Source organism: Vibrio sp. SCSIO 43137, assembly GCF_028201475.1.
GTDB lineage: Bacteria > Pseudomonadota > Gammaproteobacteria > Enterobacterales > Vibrionaceae > Vibrio.
Genome location: NZ_CP116383.1, coordinates 1726476 through 1747944, shown reverse-complemented (window position 1 = coordinate 1747944; position 21469 = coordinate 1726476). Strand labels below are relative to the sequence as shown.

Here is a 21469-nt window from a genome sequence, read left to right as displayed (position 1 = left end):
ATGCTTTTGTAATCAGCTCATAATGATGTTTTAGCGATGGGCTCTCTTCATCTGGCACGTTATTCATGTTTGACTGGTTAAATTATATACGATAACTTTGAGGCTCCTGTTAGCCAGTTGTTGTTGTATATATGTCGTTAGAGTTATTAAATCGCCGTCAGTTTCTTAAAGCCACAACAGGAGGTGTCGCTTTAGCAACTATGTTCCCTACCCAAGCATTCGCTGCATTCGCAGACAATCGCAGAGTGATTTCACTCAACAATCTCCATACCGGGGAAACACTTAAAACATGCTATTTTGACGGAACTAATTATCTTGATTCTGAGCTGGAGAAGATAAACCATCTTTGCCGTGACTTCCGCCGCAATGAGGTTTTTCCGCTGGATAAAAACCTGCTTAGCCAACTAGATGCCATCCAGACTCTGCTAAAGAGCGATGCGGAAATCCAGATTATTTCCGGCTATCGTTCGCCGGCCACCAATGAAGCGCTACGCTCAAAATCAAACGGTGGTGTAGCAAAGAAGAGCTTGCATATGCAGGGGCGGGCGCTTGATTTCAGAATTCCCGGTGTTGATCTGAAAGATGTGCGCAAAGCTGCCTTGCAAATTAAAGCTGGTGGTGTAGGTTTCTATCCTAACAGTAATTTTGTTCATATCGATACAGGCCGTGTGCGCTCCTGGTAGAGCTTGTAAAATATATTCTCTGGTGTCATAGTTTTGCCCAATGTTATTAACTGAGTAAAACTATGAGCCTTCAATATCAAATTGTTCCTGTCACCTCCTTTTCGCAAAACTGCTCCATTGTCTGGTGCGATGAAACCATGAAGGGTGTTGTGATCGATCCCGGTGGTGATGTTAAACAACTTGCTGTTTTGATTGAAGAGTTAGGGGTTGATGTTGTAAGTCTGGCGCTAACTCACGGTCACCTTGACCATGTTGGCGGTACCACACCTCTTGCAAATATGCTCAATACCAAAGTGGTTGGCCCTCATAAAGCGGATAACTTCTGGCTACAAGGCTTGGAAGGTCAGAGCCAGATGTTTGGTTTTCCTCTTACCGAAGCTTTCGAACCGGATCAGTGGCTGGACGAAGGGGATGAGATCCGTTTTGGCAATCAGGTACTAAAGGTCTATCACACTCCCGGCCATACTCCGGGCCATGTTGTCTTTTTCAGTGAACAAGCGAAACTCTCTTTTGTTGGTGATGTGCTGTTTGCCGGTGGTATCGGCAGAACTGATTTTCCTCAGGGCAGCTATGAAACACTGATTGATTCAATCAAGAACAAACTTTGGCCTTTAGGTGACGACGTCACGTTTGTGCCCGGCCATGGTCCGACGTCAACCTTTAAAAAAGAGCGTGCCACTAACCCGTTTGTTGCTGATGAAATGCCTCTTTACTAAAGGCTTTTGCTGGTTATGACCGTTAGATAATCTGACCGTCTTAACTATTCTGCGGCAAAAAAAGAGTCAAAAACTGTCAATTTGCTTAGAAATTTGCTATAAAACGCGCTTTGATTTTTGCCAATTAGGCAGTGATTTTAGGAAATTAACTTAATGAGACTTGCGCATAAACGTAAAGTGCAGATGAAACTGCAAAAGCGTATTAAAGCTACAGTAGGAAATCAGCTTGCTACTCCGGTTGCAGCTAAAGAAGTTAAAAAAGCTGCGGTTGTTGAAGCACAACCTACTGCTAAAGCGACCAGCGTTAACCTGACACCAAAACAGCAACAAGTACTGGATATCGTGGCTGCTAAGCCAGAGGGTATTAACCCTAAAGGTATCGGCCTTGAAGCAGGTCAGGAAGAAGCAAAAGCCGCTTCTTGGGCAACAGGTGCCCTGAAGAAACTGGTTGAAGAAAACCTAGTGGCAAAAGAGCAACTTGCCGGTAACAAGGTTATCTATAAGTTAGTTTAAATCTGTAAGAATTCTTCTTCAGATTAGAAAAGCCCCGAATGGGGCTTTTCTCGTTTATGCAGCACTATCATACGTCTGCTAAATCATTCCCCATTTAAGTATTTCCCTGTTCTTTACTTAGTTCTTGCTGCTTTATTAGTGTATTTACTCAATCGCTTTTTATGCATATTTCTGAATAACTTCTATGTCGCACTTATACAGTGCTTTGAATACGAAGGTCACTGATAACATTAGACTTATTTAAATTAGATTGCTCACTTTTTGTCTGGCTGAGAAGCTGCTTCCGTCCCGGTGAATTGGTTAAAAAATCACCTTTTTCCTCTTTTCACTATGGTATATGTTGCCCGAAATTGCTGTAACGAAAATACCGAATAGGTTGAATTATGTGGTGGCTGGGAATAATAGCAGGCGTTGCAAATGCACTCTCATATCGGCTTGAGTCGATAGGGTTGCTAGTTGTATTAGCAAGCTTCTTCCTTATCTTTCTGGCTCATTTGCGCTTTGTTTCTCTGACTGGTCAATGTACCTTGTGGTTTCTTTTTGGTCTAGGCTATTACCTTACCTCGCTGTTTTGGGTAAATGGCTATCTTGCTTATGAGTATGGTGATGCCAGTTGGATACGTTGGGGTCTCTGGCCACTGATTATTCTGATCCTTTCAATAAGCTTTGTTATTGTTCCTCTTGCTTCATTCAAACTCAGTTCAAATCGGACACTTATTGCTGTTCCGTTTATTTTGGTATCCATCGATATTCTGAGAGAACAGAGTGCTTTTTCCTTTTCCTGGCTTCACCCCGGCTTTCTTGCTCTGGACTTTGGTCTATCTGGCTGGCTAAGCGTTGTGGGCGCTTTTGGCGTCAGTTTCATCGTATATGTTTTTGCTGGTTTGCTTGTGTGGTTCTGTGTCAACCATCGCTGTTTAGTTCGCTCTGCAACTACTCTGCTCATTGCTGTTTTTGCGGTATTCGTTCTGGATAAAGTGGCTCAGTTAGCGGGTATATCTGAACAAGCTCCTGATCAGGTAAAGGTACGAATAATACATGGCAACTTTGCCGGTACTCATAAGCTGTCGCAAAACGACGTTATTGAGCGGGTACAGCGCTATATCTCCCTTTCATTGCAGGCTCCCCGGGTAGACATTGCTATCTGGCCGGAATCTTCTATGTCAATGCCGTATGAAGAAATTGCACCATTTGTACAGCAAGGGCTGCAAAAGCTTGATGATAAAAACGTAACGGCAATATGGGGCGGTCAGGCCAGAAACGGTCAGCATCTGCAAAACGTCATTTATCAAAGTGGCCACTCAAAACCTATTTACTACAAACAGCGCCTGGTTCCGTTTGGCGAGTACCGGCCTGCTTGGTTTGTTGACTGGATAGAAAGGGTAACTCTGTCGAGAGGCGGAGATATACAAGTTATTGCAAACACCAGAAACGAACATGTTATAGGCGACCTTAACGCGGTGTTGGCCGTTTGCTACGAAGCCCTCTACTCAGATGCCTTTACCTCAAAACTAGATTCCGGAAATGTTGCCTTGTTACTAAGTGATGTTGAGTGGACTCATACCCCGTGGGTTAAGAGGTTTTTGCTTCGTTTGGCCCGTGTAAGGGCAGCGGAAGTGGGTAAGGCTATTGTGAACTCAACAAATCAAGGCTTCACCGCTCTTATCGGGCCAGACGGAGAAGTTGTTTCTCAGGTTACGACAGCAAAAACACAGGTATTAGATGTCGTGGTGCCTCTGGTGCAGAAACAAACCTTTTACACACGCTATGGACATCAGTGGTTGTTGTGGCTTTCGGCAGTCGTGTTACTGCTGCTCTACACACTGAACAGGTACGAACTTATTAATTTATTTATCGCAAAGAGTAAGCGGTCATTAAAGGCTTACTGAACAGAAAGGGGGATACATCATGACGAAATCCTGGTTAACGGTTATTGCTGGCTTTTTCTTTGTAGTGGCGATTGGGTTCGTTGCGCTTAATTATGACCAGCCCTCTGCTACAAATCCAATGTCCGGGTATGAATCACCTTCTTCAGAGGATCAAACCCCACCGAAATACACATCGGAAATCAGCCCTGTTTCTGGACAGAAGTTTGAGACTCAAAGTGAGCGTATTGAAGCGCAGATGCTGGCAGATTTGCAGCTACTCAATCAGGAGATTGAACAGGCAAAACGCAAACTGGACAAAGAAACTTCGATAGCACTGTCCCGTCATAAATCGCCGGAACTGGTTCTTGCTGAAGCCAGCATGATTTTATCTGAGCTTGAAGAGCAAGGCATTGAGGTGAGTTACTCTCCGGTTTTGCTTGCGCCAGATAATCCTTCCCCTCAAGTCGAAGCGATAGAAGAGCAGATCGTTGAAGTAGAAAAACAACTTATTGATATTGAACGCAGATTTAACAATCTGGGCAGCAATAAGGAGTCATTGTGATGAAAGTAAAGCGTATTTTAGTATCAGGAGTATCTTTATTGATGCTGTCTAACGTTTCGTTTTCCGCCATGTCTGAATCTGTCGGGGAGCTAACCGGCAACGCATTTGTGTCTCAGGGAAAATCAGGCTACCGGATTGACCTGCAACTTCCTGCCGGAGTTAATGATTTGACTCCTGCTCTATCGATCCGTTATCAGCAAGGTTCCCAAAATGGCCCTTTGGGGCTAGGTGTGTAGCTAGGTGGCTTATCCGGAATTGCACGTTGTAGCAGGAATAAGCAAGATGACGGCGTTAGCAGTGGCTTAAGATTTGATGATAGTGATGTTTACTGTTTAGACGGTCAAAGACTGTTTTTAATTTCAGGCAAGTTGGGTCAGAGTGGTAGCGAGTATCGCACCAAAGGAAACTGGCAAAGCAAAATCGTAGCCAACGGTCATTTATCCTCAGGACCGCAAAGCTGGACAATATATTCGTCTGACGGTTATATCACCCGCTATGGCTCCGCAGATAATGCACTATTCTCTGTGGATGGTCATGGACTTGAGTGGTTTATCTCTGAACAGTCTGACAGGTTCAATAACCGTATTATTTATAGTTATCGCATTAATCAGGGGCAACATTATCTGGATAATATTAAATACGCTGATGTAAAGGTGGGTTTTAACTATTCCGGCCGCACTGACAAACTTACCGCCTACCGGTATGGCCATAAACAAGTACTGGCTCAAAAGCTGGATACTATTCAAATCCAAAGAAATAACACTACCCTGCGCAAGCTGGAGATCAAATACGGACAGGCAAAACTTAAGGGCATGCCGCTGACTCGGCTGGATAGCGTGCGTGTTTGTGGCTCAAAAGGCGAGTGTATGCCGCCCCATACCTTTGAGTGGCTGACTAATCCTTATGCCAACAGCGAAATAGAACAGAAAACCTTATTTAAGCTGGATGACTTTAAAGGTTTTATTGCCGGAGACATTAATCGCGATGGTTTGAGTGACATTTGTTACCTGAAAGACGGGCTCTATTGCGGGCTAAATCAGGGCGGCAACCGCTATGGCAGAGTAACAAAGTGGAGCGATGATTTTCAGGGTAATGCCTGGAAAGAGACTGAAGATTATGCGTCGATGAACTTACTCGATATAAACGATGACAGCTATCAGGATGTTTGCGCTTTTAACCAGTTAGGCTTTTTCTGCGCGTTAAACAATAATGGACAAACCTTTGAAGCTGGCCGTTACTGGAGTCGCAACTACACCATTGAGCAGGCGGTACGCTTGCTGGATAGTAATAATGATGGGTTAGTGGATGTCTGTCGTGTGGAACCCGAGCGTGTTGTCTGTGCAAACAACAACGGCAGTGGCTTTTCCAATGATTATCAACTGATTAATCATGGTTACCCGTTGGAGAAATCCTATAAGCCTAATTCACAGGGCTATAATCAAGCTAAACTATCTTCTGCAAAAATGCCGGAAAGCCGTTTTGTTGACATCAATAACGATGGCTTTGTTGACTTGTGTGGCGCAAAACTCGACGGCAATTTTTACTGTTCGCTAGGGAGAGCATCAGACGGTCAGCTTTCTTTCCGACGTTCTCAACGTTGGGCAGACAACCTTCCCATAGGTCTGAAAAACAGTAATTCAAACTCGCCGGGTAAAGACGCTCATCAACGAGACATTAAAACGGTCGAACAACTACAAAGAACCTTTAATCTTGTCGATATTACGGGAGATGACTTACCAGAGCTTTGTTATCGAAACAGCAATAGTTACCTGTGTCATCAAAATACCGGCAATACATTCTTGCCGGCAAAAGTGTGGCTGGCTTTAGGCAAGGATCATTTTGAAATTACCAATGATAAGGAAAACAATGTTGCTCAGGTAGAAGCTTCTATTATGCTTTCTGATCGGAACAGAGACGGCCTTGCGGACTTTTGTTATATCGCCGGTGAACGTATTTATTGTGCATATGGTACCGGTAGCCACTTTAATAAGGTGGAAATTCTGACTGATATTAATGCCGACCTTGAGATGGTGAGAGACAAAATGAGTTTCTCAGGAAACCGGATTAAAAAGATTTTTGGCATTAAAACCACCGTTTATTCTCTTGCCGTCAACAGTGTTTACGGACCGTATAAAAAAGGTGCTGATATAAACGGAGACGGCTTGCTTGATGACTGCTACCGTTCGCTGGAGGGGTTAACTTGTCTGGCAAATGAAGTGGAACCGATAGCTCTGCTCAAGTCGGTGACATCAGGATTGGGAGTAAAGAGCGAGTATGAGTATGGCATGACAGGGGATAGAAACATATTCCGAGGTGCAACTGCACCATCAGGTCTGATAAACCTAACCCCTAACTTTAAAGTGGTTCAAGCCCTAAGCCAGAGCAATGGTATCGGCGGAGTTAATCGTACAGAGTACTTCTATAAAGGATATTACGCTCATAAAAAGAGAGGTTTACTCGGCTTCGGTGAAATTCAGACCACAGATATTGCCAGTCATAGAGTGACAACGTCTGTAACTGCCTATCATAGTGACTGGACGCCTTATATAGCCAAAACAGTGACAAAGATAAAAGATAAAACTGTGTCACAAAGTGAGTTTGATTATCAGCAAGTAAATGCGCCTGTGTCGGGTAAAAAATGGCCACGCCTTACAGAACAGAGGGAAACTAACTGGGATTTATCAGCCAAGCTGTTAACCAGTACTACCACACAATACAGTCGTTATGATCTACTTAACTACCCGGGAACAGTAACTAAAACGATTCAGGACGGCAATGGTGACAAATTTACAGAAGTAACCAATACACGTTTCCAACATAACTCTCAGCAGTGGCTGATTGGCAAACCTATTGAAATCTCGGTAACCAAATCGAATGGTCACGATAGTCAGACAAGGCGTACTACATTTACTTACAACCTGAATAACGGTGCCTTACTGGAACAGGTGCTGGAACCGGGTCATGAACTGTCTCTCAGCACCCGGTTTGGATACAACTCAAATGGGTTCAGAATTTCGGAACAGACCTCGGGCAGTGGTGAAACCAGACAATCAGCCACCACTTATGATGCCTATGGCAAGGTGATAAAACACACTAATGCTCTCGGTCATTCGGTTCAGACTAGTTACGATTCACGTTGTGGTCTGCCAGAAACAGTAACGGATGCTAACAGCTTGGTGACCCGTTTTAAGTATGATGATTACTGCCGGGAAGTTAAAAAAATACGGCCCGACGGTAACTGGATCGCACAGGTATATGAGTGGAGTGACGGAGCAGATGCCGGTTTAGATCAATATGGATTGACTTTGGGTGACCGGAGTGTGTTTATGGTAACCACGCAAAGCTCTCAGGGAGCAGTGTCAGTAACCTATTTCGATCAACTGGGTCGTGAGGTGCGCAACACGCAACTTGATGGCTTTGGCAAAACAGTTGTTGTCGATAAAGCCTATGATGCAAACGGCCGGCTTGCAGGTGAAACCATTCCTTTCTTTGAAAATGACGCTGTAGCAAACCTTACCTACTGGATACAAACCTCTTTTGATGATCTGGGGCGCCCTGTTACACAAACCCAGCCTACACAGGACTCGGGAAATCTGGTTTCGCGGATGAGTTATCAAGGGCTGACAGCCACCATTACCGGCCCGGGTAACTTTAAGAAGTTTGAACAGAAAAACGGATTGGGACAAACCATTAAGAACACTGAAAATGATCAGTCTACGGTGCGTTTTTACTATGATGCAGTAGGTAACCTGACTAAAACCGATACTAACGGACTGATAACTGAGCTTAGCTATAACAAGCTAGGCTATAAAACCTCAATGAACGACCCTGCCATGGGTAAGTGGATATATGGCTATAACGCGTGGGGAGAGTTAGTCTGGCAACAGGATGCTAAAGGTCAGCGCACCACGTTTAGCTATGACGCGCTAGGTCGTAAAACGGCTGAAGTGCGGCCTGACGGCAGTAATAAATGGCAATACGATCAGACGTTAAAAGGCGGACTGGACAGTGCCGCCACTAGCAATGCTAAACGCAGTTATACCTACGATAAGCTGGGCAGAACCATGTCTATGACCCTGAAAATAGATGGTAACGCCTATACCACCCATTATCAGTATAACGAGCAGGGGCGTCTTAGCCGGGTGACTTTTCCTTCAGGATTAAATCTGGATAAGGACTACGATATTAACGGTCTTTTGCAACGTACCAGCATCCCATACTCTGATATCTGGGATAGTCAGTATCTGCAAATTGAAAAAGCGTTAAAGGAAACTTCTGAACGTATTACCGAACTGGAAGCAAAAGCTTACGAGCTGGAGAAAAGTGCCCAGTTTTACCTTGAAGAGTCTGAACGTCTTCGTCAGGCAGCGGAACAGTTATTTACTCAAAGCAACAACTATCAAACACAGGCAAATCAATTAAGTGCTGGCGCTCAATCACTATTTAGAAGTGCCGGTATCAATAGCGCACAGGCAGAGGAGTATAAAAACAAAGCAAAAATTTACCTGAAACAACTCGGTAATCGGGTGCTTAAGCACTATAAGACACAAAATGGTGTAGCGTATTACAAGTATGACCGTTGTGTAAAAAAAAGCTGGAAAGGCAACTGCAAAAAGAGAGAATATCTTACCGCTAAAGTACCACTGTGGATGGTGAAGACCCATCGCTGTACTAACTGGAAAGGAATTACATCTTGTTCTTACGGGCCGAAAGCGAGTGTTAATGTGTCACAGGTATATAAGCAGTGGGCTAATCATTATCAGGCAATTTCGGATAAGCAAAGAACCGAGGCAGAACAGAAACAGAAGCAGTCAAACCACTATCAGCAGTTATCCGGTGAGGCAAAACAAAAAGCTGAAGCGATGATCGCTCAGGCACAGAAAAATGCTGATCTGGCAAGGCTGCAAACGGAGATGTTATCCAAATTTACTGATGAACTTGATGATTTGGTGACCGCGGAAGCTGAACTTACGGAAATTATGGATCAGCGCCTAAAGGATGAAAAGGCAGAAATTATTTGGCTTGCAACCAGCCGGGATAATTTTGGCCGTATCGGTGGCGAGTTATTTGGCAATGGCTTACTGACAAGGCGCGATATTGATCGTTCCCGTGGAACCATACGTCGTATTACTACCGGATTAGGCGACAAGTACCTTCGTGATATTAACTATACCTATGATGCACGCAGTAACGTTTTAAGTAAGGTTAGTGTTATTCGTGATCAGCAAGAGTATTACCGTTATGACGATTTTGATCGTCTGATCCAATGGAACTTTAGTGATACTAAAAAGCTAATCTCTGCTCAGCGGGACTATCGTTACGATATTTATGGCAACCTTACTTATAAGACCGGTCAGGGCAGTTTTGATGTCAGTCCTAATGGCCGCTTATCCAGAGGCTATAGCTATGATGCCAATGGCAATATGCTAACAGGGCGTGGACGCACCCTTACATGGAACTCCTTTAATAAAGTCGCGCACCTCAAAGATAACGGCACTGCAGTGCGATATCAGTATGGCAGTGAGAGAGAGCGCGTTAAGCAAATCGCTGACGGCATCACCACTTACTACATTAGCCCTGAATATCAACTGGAGATTTTCACTGATAAGAAAGGCAAAAAGATCACCAAGATGCGTCACCGTATCATTGCAGATAAAAATGCAGTGGCTGAGCATGTTAAGACCCTGATAGAAGAAGAGAAGCAGATCGACCGTACCGCTTATTTCCACCGGGATGCGTTGGAAACCACTGATCTTGTCACGGATCCTAACGGACAGGTTCAGATAGAACGGGGCTACACGCCATTTGGTGAGTTACTGGCCTCTGTTGAACTGCAATCGCCGCCAATGTTTATTAATAAAGAATTACGTGGTTTTACCGGCCATGAAAATGTCGGTTACAGCAGTAATCTGATTAATATGAATGCGCGACTGTATGATCCGGTTATCGGCCGGTTCTTAACTGCCGACAGTTATATACCGGAACCTGGCTATAGCCAGAGCTATAACCGTTACGCCTATGTACTGAATAATCCGGTGAAGTTTAATGACCCTACAGGGCATGTATGGGGATGGTTTATTGCCGGGTTAACAATATTTGTCGTCTCCCAGACATTTGATGACCCGGCAATTCAGAAGGTTGGTGCTATCGTTGGTTCGGTGATGATGGCCTATGGTGCTGGCGGATTTTATACAGGTTTAAGTGAACATGCACAAATAGCCGCTGCTGGTGCTACTACTTCGTTTACCACCAATTATGTGATGACCGGAGATTTCGCTTGCGCAGCAGAAGCAGGGGCAATGGGTGGAATGTCAGCGTTAGTAACCTACGGTGTGGCTCACGGTGCGACCGGTGGCACCAGCCCGTTTGGTGATGCTCTGCCATTAGCGCACGGTGTAGTGCAGGGCGGTTTCCATGAAATGCGTGGCGGCAGCTTTAAACAAGGCTTTATCGCCGGAGTTATTGGCAAGATGGGTGGAAGCCTTGTTCATAATGGCGATAACACCCTTACTCTGATGGAAGGTGGCGGTCTGGTGATCGTCTCTGCCGTTGCAGCCGCCGCAAGCGGTGCTAATAGTCAGGATGCAGTACTGCGCACCGCGGTGAGTGTGGTTATGATTTATCTATATAATGACAACCAATCTGATACTCATTCATCTAGGTCTGAAATGGCGAAGCGTAGCGATGGAGTTTGGCAGCATAGAGATAACGTAGCTCTTACTGCTGCAGGGCTAAATCCTGATACATCTTATGGTTGCTCCGTGTATGAGACAGTCACGTGTTCGATAGCTGGTACAATATTTGGTAAAGGAGGTAATGAAGTAACAGAAGCCCTTAATAATGTGTATAGCAATGGTAAAACGCTTATGGATCTTAAAGACTTACCAGTCCCTAAACAATATGACGCGGGAATTTATATATATACTTTTTTTGAGAGGTATCAAAATAATAAGGAGTACTGTATTGTTATGTGTGAACAACAATCATTTCAAAGGAATATGAATGAATGACTTTATTTCGTAGAATTTATATATTATCAATAGTTTTGTTTGTGGTTTTTAATTTATTAGTATTATTATTGGAATGGAACGTTAGTGGGATTAGTAATGAGTTTATAGAGATTGCTGCTTATGTTCTTATGATGGTTGTTGGTCTGTATTGTTCATTCAATAGCTTTCGGCTCTATAGGTTTTTCATGTTAACTTTATTAGTTTTCTATGTTGCTATCTATATCAACTTTCTACCATTTCATGCATTTGGTTTTTCGATAGGAATGTTTGCTTTTTGGATGGTTGTTTTTCTTCCTATTCCAATATGTATTGCCATATTAATTAAAAAAAATGGATTTGGACAATAATAGAAAGACTACACATCGTAGGGGTATAGGAACAAGATATATACTCAGGACACTCGTTGCCATGCTCTGCGTGGCAATGCATAGCGTAGGTAGAAATAAAGGCTAAATATGTAGGTGTTAGCAAATCTGGTATGTATTCCCACGGAGACCGTGGGAACAAGGTATTTGATTATAACTGCCAAAGTATTACGTGTGAAGTAGTGGGGTATGAATGATGAAGTTATTACTGACTATTATAATTACGTTTACTTCTCTTGCAATTAGCTTCTCTTCTATGTCACGTAGTCAAAGTACATTTATGGGATGTTACTGGGATATTCCTTATGATTTTGAGAGGTTGAATGATGATACATATTTTTCACTTTCTAAGCATAGCAAAATTTACTTTGATAGAGGTTCTGACTTAACTCAATTAAAGTCTATATATAGTGATGCAAAGGTTTTGGAAGATTACACAGAACAAGGGTTTCGTTTTCAACGTCTATCCGGGAAAGGAGAACTTTCCTATATTAAATTTCTTTATTTGGTTAGGGATAATTTTGATAAAGAAATTTTGACGATATCTATTCGCGATGGTGATATTTTAGTGAGTGAGTTAAGTGAAAGTAGCATTGAATTAGTAGCTGAGAACAAAGACTATAAGATTACGGCAAGTTGTGATCTTGAGTGATGACTGGTATAGATAATGAGTAAGTTTGTACTAATAATGCAGATGACTACTTATTTAATGCTTGATTCGGTCTTGGTGTATGCAGAAAGCTATAACTTTATGGGATGTCGCTGGAGCATCCCCTTGGACATGGAGAGACTAAGCAGTAAGGTTTATTCATCACTTACAAAGAATGTGATAATTGATTTTGAGGAAATGTATGAGCCTACGCTGAATGATAGTCATGAAAACGCTGAAATTTTGGAAGAGTATAAAGGAACATCATTTCATTATCAAAGAATAAAGGGTATTAATAGGTTTTCAGATATTAATTTACTTTATTTAATGAGGCGTGACTATATGGAAGAAATATTAATGATTTCGTCCCGGGGTAGCAGTATTGAGGTGAAAGAAATTAACGAACAACGTGTAATTATAAAGCTGGCCGGTGATGGGACATTCTTTCAAGCTGATTGTAATTAATGATTAGTAATGTGTTGCATAGCGTAGACTGAAGTAAAGGTATACGCTATGTAGGTTCTAATATGCTAAGTATGTATAACTCAAAAGAACTATTTTCTATTGGGGAACATGTAGCAACTTCCGCAGCGCCTTATTGGATTCTGCATGAGTTTGACCATAACACTTACTGGAAGTTAGATGGAATAAGCATATGCGTAATAACCTGCTCTCCGCGGTAAAAATGGTATCAATCGGATTGGTAATAGTGCTTCTGTATTTTGCTCAGAGCACTATAGCTAAGTATGAGATTAATAATATGCCTGTTGATAATTCTGGTTTTAGCGATTTTTATAACTATGCTAAGGATAAAGTAATATCTAAACAAGAAGGTGTAATTCTTAGAAAAAAAAGTGAAGAAGCAGTTAGGTATAGACTAAATAAAGATCTTTTTGAAAAGAAAATAACATTCTTTCATTATTTTCTTCTGCTTCCTATTGGATGTATTAGTATGTTCATATTAGGACGAAGGTATAAGCTAGATCGAAACTCATATATATCAAGTGGGATTATCTATGCATCACTTGTCATTGGTTTTGGTTATATACAACCGTTATTTATTTCCGCTAGTTTTTTGTTAGGTGCGTATTATAGCCAAAGAAAGAGAATAAAGGAGAAAGATTTATCAGCTTAGTTTTTATTATGGTGTTTATAAGCAACACACTCGTTGCCATGCATAGCGTGGCAACGCATAGCGAAGTTTGAAATATGGGTAAATTATGCAGGTATTAGTAAATCTGGTATGTATTCCCACGGAGACCGTGGGAACAAGGTAGTTCAGATTACTTAGATGTTAATAACTAGTAAATTCTCGAATTAAGGATGTTTCATGAGCAGAGCCTTCGAAATAAAGGGTATATATCCAAAATTAATGATAATGATGTTATCTGGAGCAGCTATACCTCTGACATCTATTTATATTAAAACTGGTCGATATGAAGCATTGGTAATTGCGATGATGTGTTACATTGGATTTATACAGAAGTACCCTAGATTAATGTTTAAAACTGATCGAAAATACAGAATTAGCGTGTTGTTGATCTCCGTTTTATCTGCGATAAGTTGCGTTCTAATCCCTGATTATATTGTTGTCTTATTAGTCTTGCCGATAATGTTCTATGTATCATTGGTTGGTTTGGAAAACCATGTTAAAGCTTACGGTAGCAGTTAAGATAGTAGCGTAAAATTGAATTTTTAATTGGACATTAAAGCAACATCGCTATGAGAAAATACTTGTTCTCCGCGGTAAAAATGCTATCAATCGGATTGGTAATAGTGCTTCTGTATTATGCTCAGAGCACTATAGCTAAGTATGAAATTAAAAATACACCGATTGATACTTCAGGTTACTCCAAAATGTACGGTGAACTGAAGAACAGAGTCATTACTAAACAAGAATCGAAAATTCTGTCTCAGAAAGAGAAAGTTCGTATCAGATATATTCTTAACTTGGACTTGTTCAATAAAAGGATAATGTTTTTTCGTTACTTTCTTCTTCTTCCGATAGGATGTCTTAGTTTGTTTTTATTAGGGAGAAAGTATAAGCTAGAACGAAAATTGCATATATTGAACGGTTTGATTTACGTATCACTTGTCATTGGTTTTGGTTATATACAGCCGTTATTTATTTCCGCTAGTTTTTTGTTAGGTGCGTATTGTAGCCAAAGAAAAAGAATAAAAGAAAAAGATTTATCGGCTTAGTTTCAAATTATGGTATTTATAAGCACCACTCTCGTTGCCATGCTTTGCGTGGCAATGCATAGCGTAGGTAGAAATAAAGCTAGTTACGTGGGTATTAGTAAATCCGGTATGTATTCCCACGGAGACCGTGGGAACAAGGTATAAATATATTATATAGATTCTGATAATAACGAAATTTGCTACTTTTTATTTGTTTTATTTCAATGAAACGCTTTTATTATTGGTTGGTGATTATTAAATCTTGAACTGTTAGAGTTTTTTCTGAATAGAATTTTTGGATTTCTGTGAAATAATGAATCTACAAGTAATTAAACGTTCCAGTTTAAAATACTTATAGATTCTTATCCTAACATTCAAAAGATCGCATTATTTTAAATATCAGTTAGAAAGGGTGGTTCTATGAAAGCATATTATATATTAGCTTTAGTTTTTCTTGTCGGTTGTGGTGGTGGGGGAGGTGGTTCCAGTTCAAACAAAGTTAATTTGAGCAGTGACTTTGCAACTTCTGATGTACGTGTGGATTTTATATTGTCGGGAGAAACTTCATCTGAAGCTAAGTTTACCGCATATGTTAAAGACCCTTTACAGCAATATATAGAATTAGGTGGTAACGACAAACTTGTCGCCGAGGTCGATGGCGTAAATTTTATTCTGACTGAGACGCAGGAAACTGGCGGGGTCTATTATACTAGTCCTGTTGTGTCAGCAAATGCTTCAGAATATACGGTTAAATTTATAAGAGATAATGTGGTTATCAGTTCACTGACAGCAACCGAGTTACCTTTACCTTTTACATTAACCTCAAGTTTAGCAGGTGAAGTGATCGATGTGTCATGGGCTCCGGAAGCAGATCATAAATATGTTTATCTGGGAGAATGGTTGACCTGTAAAAACAATGTAAAAACAATGTAAAAACATACATCTCTGGCGTATCACCGGATATAAGGGCGGGTGAGCATATACTTAATTCGGGATCTTATAATAAGAGCCTGAGTGATATATTCGAAAAAACTCAAGCACAACTAAAGCAAGGTTATGACAAATGCGTGTTTGAGATGGATATTGTTGCTACCAAAAATTCAATACAATCCTCGTCTAATGGGCAGTTGATTCTAGGTGTAGATCAGAGAAGAAAAGTAAAACTCACACTTTAGATAATAGCCACTCACAATGGTTAATCTGGCGATAAAATTGTTGTAAATCTCACTTTATAGGCATAGTTATCATCTCAATTTTTCTGAGGGTAACTATGCCAGTCAACCTGATATAAAGTTAGTTTACAGATTAGTAATACACTTCAGGCTAAGCACTTTAACCACTAAAACGTGCAAAAACTCTAATTTATGTTAATTCTGGTAACTTTCTTATTAGGTTGTAATACCTAAGTGTTTATCCGTGTAAGTGAACATCGTGTTTTCTATTAAACTATATAAAACAGAAGGATAAAAAATAACAGGCGATTAGGCTACGTATAACTACTTAATACCAAGGTCTAATGCGTAGTGGTGTTGCAAAAGGCGCTCAGTGTTCCTGCCAATATTAATTCTGTAACAAAATGGTCATGGTAGCTCATGTATTAATCTTCCGGGGTTAATTGTTATCACTTGTATAAAGGATTATAGGGTATGAGCCTACTTAAAAAACCGATAAAGAATCTTGTGGCGGGCGTTATGCTGGCTGCAACTGCTTGCTCCGCAATGATCTCCACCTCTGCTTCTGCAGCCGATAAAGTGTACCGTCTTAAACTGGCAGAAACATGGGGACCAAATTTCCCTGTATTTGGTGATGCCACTAAGAATATGGCAGCAATGGCTGAAAAGATGTCAAACGGTCGTCTGCAGATCCGTATCGACTCTGCGAACAAACATAAAGCACCGCTGGGTGTGTTTGATATGGTTAAATCCGGCCAGTACGATATGGGCCACTCAGGTTCGTACTACTGGAAAGGCAAAGTGCCAAACACCCTTTACTTTACCTCTATGCCTTTTGGTATGACGCCTGCTGAGCAGTATGCATGGTTCTACCATGGCGGTGGTATGGAGCTGATGGAAAAAGTTTACTCTCCGCACAACCTTCTTTCCTTCCCGGGTGGTAACACCGATGTGCAGATGGGTGGCTGGTTCCAGAAAGAGATCAACTCTGTTGATGATCTGAAAGGTCTGAAAATGCGCATTCCGGGTTTTGCCGGCGAAGTACTGGCAGAGCTGGGTGCGAAACCAACTAACATTGCACCGGGTGAGCTGTACACTTCACTAGAGCGCAGAACAATCGATGCGCTGGAGTGGGTAGGTCCTTCTCTTGACCTGCGTATGGGCTTCCACAAAATCGCCCCTTACTACTACACTGGCTGGCATGAGCCGGGTTCAGAGCTTCAGTTCCTTGTGAACAAGAGAACATGGAACCGTCTGCCGGAAGATCTGCGTGAAATTCTGCGTATAGCGATGCGTACTGCTGCTTACGACATGTACACACAAGCAACTCATGAGAGTGGTAAGAACTGGTCATCAATCAAAACTGAATACCCTAATGTTCAGGTTAAAGATTTCCCACCGGCTGTAATGAAAGCAATGCGCGCAGCTAACGATAAGCTGCTGAAAGAGCATGCTGCTAAAGATCCGCTGACTAAAGAGATTCAGAAATCTCAGGCGGACTACCTGAAGCAGGTTCGTTCATGGACGGATATCTCGCACCGCGCTTACCTGAATAGTCAGGCACAAGCTCAATAAGAAGACAAGCCGGCTTATCTGATGTAAGCCGGCTTTACTGACTAACTTTACTTACCCGATAAACCGTTTTCCATGGAGTCTGAAATGAGAACCCTCATTAAGATGGAACAGTTAATTAACCGCATCGGTGATTTTCTCGGCTGGCTATCCAGTATCTTATTCATTTTGCTGCTGGCAAATGTTGTCTACGACGTTGTTATGAGATACGTATTTAATGACGTATCTATCGCTTTTCAGGAGATGGAGTGGCATCTGTTTTCTGCTGTATTTTTGCTGGGCGTTCCTTTTGCGATACGCAGTTCAGGCCATGTGCGTGTGGACATATTCTACGAGCGACTCTCCCTGAGAGCTAAATCCATTATTGATCTGCTGGGCACATTGATTTTCCTGCTGCCGTTTTGCCTGTTGGTGGCATGGTTCGGTATTGATTTTGCCAAAGAGAGTTATCAGTTGGGTGAGACTTCCGGAGATCCGGGTGGTCTGCCTTATCGCTGGATCATCAAAGCCATGATTCCTACCTCCTTTATCTTTATGGCAATTAGCGGAATGGGACTTCTTCTGCACTCAGTAAACTCTATTCTCTATCCGCAGATAGTTCATGGCAGTAACAACGCACACGGAGGTGAACTATGATCGGCATAGTGATGTTTTTTGTCGCACTGTTAGCCCTGCTGCTTGGCTTCCCAGTGGCGTTCACCTTCGGCGGTATCGCGTTGATATTCGGAGTCTGGGCAGAAGGGATAGAGATGTTCGCCTTTATGCCATACAGGATACAGTCCATTATGGAAAACACGGTACTGATGGCGGTACCTCTGTTTGTGTTTATGGGGCTGGTATTACAGAAAACCAAACTGGCAGAACAGCTGCTGGAATCCATGGGGCGCCTGTTTGGCGGAGTTCGCGGTGGTATCGCTATTTCCACCGTTCTGGTTGGTGCGCTACTGGCGGCTTCCACCGGTGTTGTCGGTGCTTCTGTTGTTGCAATGGGTCTGATATCCCTGCCGGTAATGCTTAAGTACAATTACAACAAGGGGCTGGCCTGCGGAACCATCTGTGCTTCCGGTACTTTGGGGCAGATTATTCCGCCATCTATTGTTCTGATACTGCTGGGTGATGTGTTGGGGGTTCCGGTTGGTGACCTGTTTCAGGCGGCACTTTGGCCCGGTTTTGTACTGGTCGGCGCGTATATTCTCTACATTCTTATCTATGCAAAACTTAACCCTGAAGCGGCACAACCAATTGAGCGTGATGAATCTGTTTCCCGCAGAGATGAAGTTATCAGCGCATTAAAAGCGGTTATTCCGCCTCTGGCATTGATTATTGTTGTACTGGGTTCCATTTTTGCCGGTGTGGCTACACCGACTGAATCAGCAGCCCTTGGCGGCGCGGGTGCTATCGTGCTGTCACTGCTTTATCGTCAGTTTAGCTGGCGTATGGTGTATGAGGCGGCAAAAGAGACAGTCAAAGTTACCGCTATGGTATTTGCTATTCTGCTTGGTGCTACGGCGTTCTCGATGGCGTTTACCTATACCGGCGGCGATCTTCTGGTAGAAGAGTGGATGCTTGAGCTACCGGGTGAGAAGTGGGGCTTCCTGATCATCGTTATGTTGGTGATTCTGCTGCTGGGCTTCTTTATCGACTTTGTTGAGATCTGTTTTATCATCGTGCCGATTATTGCACCGGTAGCTGAGCTGATGGGGATCGATATGGTCTGGTTTGCCATTCTGATTGCCATGAACCTGCAAACCTCATTCCTGACACCACCATTTGGCTTCAGTTTGTTCTACCTGAAAGGTGTAGCGCCTAAGGGGGTTACTACCATGGATATTTACCGCGGTGTGATCCCGTTTATCGTCATTCAGGTGATGGTACTGGCATCACTGCTGGTTTTCCCCGGCTTCTATGGAATGTGATCAACAACGGGTAATGATAAGTAAAGTTTTTTCTTGGTTAATTAGCTTGCTATGATAGAAAAATGCTCCTGAACAGGAGCGTTTTTTTATGAGGGAATGGAATGCCTCTGAAAGCAAAGCTTATTTTACTTACCTTGATCCCGCTGATTATGGTCACTGCCAGTATCAGCTGGATAGCTATTTATCAGGCGAAATCACTGGGTGATAAGGAAGTGGAGATCTTCCGTCAGAATCTGATCAAATCACGCGAGTCTGCCCTGAAAGACAGTGTTGATTTAGCTATCAGCGCCATACGTCCTATCTACGACAATCCCTCTCTGGACAAAGAACAGGCCAAGCAAGCGGTTAAACAGGTGATTAATGAGCTGAGGTTCGGCTCAGATGGTTACTTCTTTGTTTATGATAAATCCGGAACCAATGTGGTTCACCCCATACTGACGAATCTGGTGGGAAAAAACCTGATCGATCTGCAGGATGAAAATGGCAACTATCTGATTGAAGCGCTGCTCAATAAGGCGCAATCGGGCGGTGGTTATCACTCATATATGTGGCAGAAACCATCCACTAATGAGACAGTGCAGAAGCTGGGCTATGTGGAGTGGCTGGATAAATGGCAATGGATGATAGGTACCGGCCTCTATATCGAGGATGTTCATCAGGAAGTCGCCTTTATGCAGGCTTCCGTTAATAAGAATATTGAAACCACCTTTTTTTCTGTGATTGTGATTCTGGCTTTTACCGTGGCGGTCATTATTGTGCTGACTCTGGCCATCAACCTTCACGAACACAGGCTGGCAGACAGAAACCTGAAAGAGCTGGCCCATAAAACCGTGATGTTTCAGGAGGATGAAAAGAAACATCTGGCCCGGGAGTTACATGACGGAATTAATCAGTTGCTGGTATCCAGTAAATGTCACCTAGAACTCTCATCACGTAAGTTAGATCGCCTGTCGGGGGGAGAAGAGTTAATCCCTTATATGGAGAAGTCACAAAACTCCCTGATAACGGCCATTAATGAAGTCCGGCGTATATCCCATAGCCTGCGTCCCAGTGCACTGGATGATATAGGGCTGGAAGCCGCCTTAAATACCTTACTTAAAGATTTTCAGTCTCACTCCGAACAGGTAGATGTTGAGATTATGTTTGATACTCAGGATGGCCAGTTACAGTCCGAGGTCGCCACGACACTTTACCGGGTTACTCAGGAGTCACTGACCAATATTGAAAAACATGCCCGGGCGACTCAGGTGAGCGTGATCCTCCGCCAGATGGGCTATATGTTGCAGCTTATTATCCGTGATAACGGTGTCGGGTTTGATGACGGTGATCTCTCCCGCAATAAGGGAATCGGGCTACGTAATATGAGAGAAAGAGTTGAATTTATCGGCGGCGACTTTGAGCTGGTCAGCGAGCAGGGCGTCGGAACCGAAATTACAGTGCTATTAAATATTGATGGATTGATGGTATGGAAAAAACGATAAAAGTCGTCATTGTGGATGATCATCAGGTTGTGCTGGATGGTTTTATGGCGAGGCTAGAGTCTGAAGCAGAGATTGAAGTGGTTGCCACCGCCTGTAACGGCCTTGCAGCTATAGATGTAGTAAGGAATTATCAGCCTGATGTGGTGCTGATGGATATCAGTATGCCGATCCTTAATGGCATAGAGGCAACCAAGTTGATAAGGGAAGAATTCCCATCAGTTAAGGTGCTTATGCTCACTATGCACGACAACCGCGAGTACATTATGAATGTAATGCAGGCGGGGGCTGTGGGCTATATGCTGAAAGAGATTTCCGCTGAGAAAATGGTACAGGCGATTAAGACCGTCAACCTCGGCTCCACCTACTTCTGTGAAAGCACTACTCAGACACTGTTTACCGAACAAATTGTTCCTGCGGCTAAGAAACTTAACCCCCTTAGCCGCCGTGAAGAGGCGGTACTGAAGTTAGTCGCTCAGGGCAGTAGTAGTAAGAAAATAGCCAGTTTACTCAGTATTAGTTACAGAACCGTAGAAACCCACCGTCAGAATATAAAACATAAGCTGGATATACACTCTACGGCTGAGTTAGCAAAATATGCCATGGAGAAGGGGATCATAGACTAGTCTTATAAGGTAACCTCATGGTATTGCAACAATTAAGCTCTGAAATAAAATTTCAGAAATGTTAATGTAGTGCCCTTCATCGGGAAAAGTAGTGCTTCATTTTGCGTTTACCGTTGCTTAAATTGAAACTAAGTTACTTTTTTCATTGTTCATAAAAC

17 protein-coding genes are annotated in these 21469 nt (G+C 42.7%); all 17 read left to right on the top strand.

The features are described 5' to 3' along the window. The first annotated feature begins 131 nt into the window (after positions 1-131). The 17 genes from PK654_RS08160 to PK654_RS08080 all read left to right on the top strand — a co-directional run bounded on the left by PK654_RS08160 (position 132) and on the right by PK654_RS08080 (position 21311). Positions 132-683: a YcbK family protein gene (locus PK654_RS08160; protein WP_271695031.1), complete on the top strand. Its 552-nt coding sequence runs from the start codon at positions 132-134 to the stop codon at positions 681-683. 62 nt (positions 684-745) lie between these two features. Beyond that, entirely contained in the window at positions 746-1399 is a 654-nt protein-coding gene (locus tag PK654_RS08155; protein WP_271695029.1) for an MBL fold metallo-hydrolase, read from the top strand. Positions 1400-1552: 153 nt separating this feature from the next. Continuing rightward, positions 1553-1912 (top strand): MarR family transcriptional regulator, encoded by a 360-nt coding sequence (locus PK654_RS08150; protein WP_271695028.1) that lies wholly within the window; start codon positions 1553-1555, stop codon positions 1910-1912. A 383-nt stretch (positions 1913-2295) separates the two neighbouring features. Further along, positions 2296-3801, top strand: coding sequence for an apolipoprotein N-acyltransferase (gene lnt / locus PK654_RS08145; protein WP_271695027.1), 1506 nt, complete (start codon positions 2296-2298; stop codon positions 3799-3801). 19 nt (positions 3802-3820) lie between these two features. Beyond that, positions 3821-4342, top strand: coding sequence for a hypothetical protein (locus tag PK654_RS08140; RefSeq protein ID WP_271695025.1), 522 nt, complete (start codon positions 3821-3823; stop codon positions 4340-4342). Next, positions 4339-4578, top strand: coding sequence for a hypothetical protein (locus PK654_RS08135; protein WP_271695024.1), 240 nt, complete (start codon positions 4339-4341; stop codon positions 4576-4578). Before PK654_RS08140 ends, PK654_RS08135 begins: the two co-directional genes overlap by 4 nt. Positions 4579-4710: 132 nt before the next feature. After that, positions 4711-11352, top strand: coding sequence for an RHS repeat-associated core domain-containing protein (locus PK654_RS08130; RefSeq protein ID WP_271695022.1), 6642 nt, complete (start codon positions 4711-4713; stop codon positions 11350-11352). Next, positions 11349-11699 carry a hypothetical protein gene (locus PK654_RS08125; RefSeq protein ID WP_271695020.1) on the top strand — a complete coding sequence of 117 codons (351 nt, stop codon included), beginning with the start codon at positions 11349-11351 and terminating at the stop codon, positions 11697-11699. Before PK654_RS08130 ends, PK654_RS08125 begins: the two co-directional genes overlap by 4 nt. Before the next feature lie 211 nt (positions 11700-11910). Next, the gene (locus PK654_RS08120; protein WP_271695019.1) at positions 11911-12369 is read left to right on the top strand and encodes a hypothetical protein; all 459 of its coding nucleotides are present in this window, start codon (positions 11911-11913) and stop codon (positions 12367-12369) included. A gap of 15 nt (positions 12370-12384) precedes the next feature. Then, positions 12385-12831 carry a hypothetical protein gene (locus tag PK654_RS08115; RefSeq protein WP_271695018.1) on the top strand — a complete coding sequence of 149 codons (447 nt, stop codon included), beginning with the start codon at positions 12385-12387 and terminating at the stop codon, positions 12829-12831. Positions 12832-13021: 190 nt separating this feature from the next. Next, positions 13022-13501 carry a hypothetical protein gene (locus PK654_RS08110; protein WP_271695017.1) on the top strand — a complete coding sequence of 160 codons (480 nt, stop codon included), beginning with the start codon at positions 13022-13024 and terminating at the stop codon, positions 13499-13501. 1466 nt (positions 13502-14967) lie between these two features. Continuing rightward, the gene (locus tag PK654_RS08105) at positions 14968-15480 is read left to right on the top strand and encodes a hypothetical protein (protein WP_271695016.1); all 513 of its coding nucleotides are present in this window, start codon (positions 14968-14970) and stop codon (positions 15478-15480) included. A 713-nt stretch (positions 15481-16193) separates the two neighbouring features. After that, positions 16194-17294, top strand: a complete 1101-nt coding sequence (locus PK654_RS08100; protein ID WP_271695015.1) for a TRAP transporter substrate-binding protein — start codon at positions 16194-16196, stop codon at positions 17292-17294. An 84-nt stretch (positions 17295-17378) separates the two neighbouring features. Next, the gene (locus tag PK654_RS08095; protein WP_271695013.1) at positions 17379-17927 is read left to right on the top strand and encodes a TRAP transporter small permease subunit; all 549 of its coding nucleotides are present in this window, start codon (positions 17379-17381) and stop codon (positions 17925-17927) included. Beyond that, positions 17924-19207 carry a TRAP transporter large permease gene (locus PK654_RS08090; protein ID WP_271695012.1) on the top strand — a complete coding sequence of 428 codons (1284 nt, stop codon included), beginning with the start codon at positions 17924-17926 and terminating at the stop codon, positions 19205-19207. The genes PK654_RS08095 and PK654_RS08090 overlap by 4 nt, the downstream gene beginning before the upstream one ends. A 101-nt stretch (positions 19208-19308) precedes the next feature. Then, positions 19309-20688 (top strand): cache domain-containing protein, encoded by a 1380-nt coding sequence (locus PK654_RS08085; protein WP_271695010.1) that lies wholly within the window; start codon positions 19309-19311, stop codon positions 20686-20688. Further along, on the top strand, positions 20673-21311 hold the full coding sequence (locus PK654_RS08080) for a response regulator (protein WP_271695009.1): 639 nt from the start codon (positions 20673-20675) through the stop codon (positions 21309-21311). Before PK654_RS08085 ends, PK654_RS08080 begins: the two co-directional genes overlap by 16 nt. Positions 21312-21469: the final 158 nt, after the last annotated feature.

What these genes read in the sequence shown, in the direction of transcription:
- PK654_RS08095 (WP_271695013.1), top strand. Translation starts at nt 17,379, where the DNA reads ATGAGAACCCTCATTAAGATGGAACAGTTAATTAACCGCATCGGTGAT.
- PK654_RS08155 (WP_271695029.1), top strand. Translation starts at nt 746, where the DNA reads ATGAGCCTTCAATATCAAATTGTTCCTGTCACCTCCTTTTCGCAAAAC.
- PK654_RS08110 (WP_271695017.1), top strand. Translation starts at nt 13,022, where the DNA reads ATGCGTAATAACCTGCTCTCCGCGGTAAAAATGGTATCAATCGGATTG.
- PK654_RS08080 (WP_271695009.1), top strand. Translation starts at nt 20,673, where the DNA reads ATGGAAAAAACGATAAAAGTCGTCATTGTGGATGATCATCAGGTTGTG.
- PK654_RS08085 (WP_271695010.1), top strand. Translation starts at nt 19,309, where the DNA reads ATGCCTCTGAAAGCAAAGCTTATTTTACTTACCTTGATCCCGCTGATT.
- PK654_RS08105 (WP_271695016.1), top strand. Translation starts at nt 14,968, where the DNA reads ATGAAAGCATATTATATATTAGCTTTAGTTTTTCTTGTCGGTTGTGGT.
- PK654_RS08160 (WP_271695031.1), top strand. Translation starts at nt 132, where the DNA reads ATGTCGTTAGAGTTATTAAATCGCCGTCAGTTTCTTAAAGCCACAACA.
- lnt (WP_271695027.1), top strand. Translation starts at nt 2,296, where the DNA reads ATGTGGTGGCTGGGAATAATAGCAGGCGTTGCAAATGCACTCTCATAT.
- PK654_RS08140 (WP_271695025.1), top strand. Translation starts at nt 3,821, where the DNA reads ATGACGAAATCCTGGTTAACGGTTATTGCTGGCTTTTTCTTTGTAGTG.
- PK654_RS08115 (WP_271695018.1), top strand. Translation starts at nt 12,385, where the DNA reads ATGAGTAAGTTTGTACTAATAATGCAGATGACTACTTATTTAATGCTT.
- PK654_RS08150 (WP_271695028.1), top strand. Translation starts at nt 1,553, where the DNA reads ATGAGACTTGCGCATAAACGTAAAGTGCAGATGAAACTGCAAAAGCGT.
- PK654_RS08120 (WP_271695019.1), top strand. Translation starts at nt 11,911, where the DNA reads ATGATGAAGTTATTACTGACTATTATAATTACGTTTACTTCTCTTGCA.
- PK654_RS08090 (WP_271695012.1), top strand. Translation starts at nt 17,924, where the DNA reads ATGATCGGCATAGTGATGTTTTTTGTCGCACTGTTAGCCCTGCTGCTT.
- PK654_RS08125 (WP_271695020.1), top strand. Translation starts at nt 11,349, where the DNA reads ATGACTTTATTTCGTAGAATTTATATATTATCAATAGTTTTGTTTGTG.
- PK654_RS08100 (WP_271695015.1), top strand. Translation starts at nt 16,194, where the DNA reads ATGAGCCTACTTAAAAAACCGATAAAGAATCTTGTGGCGGGCGTTATG.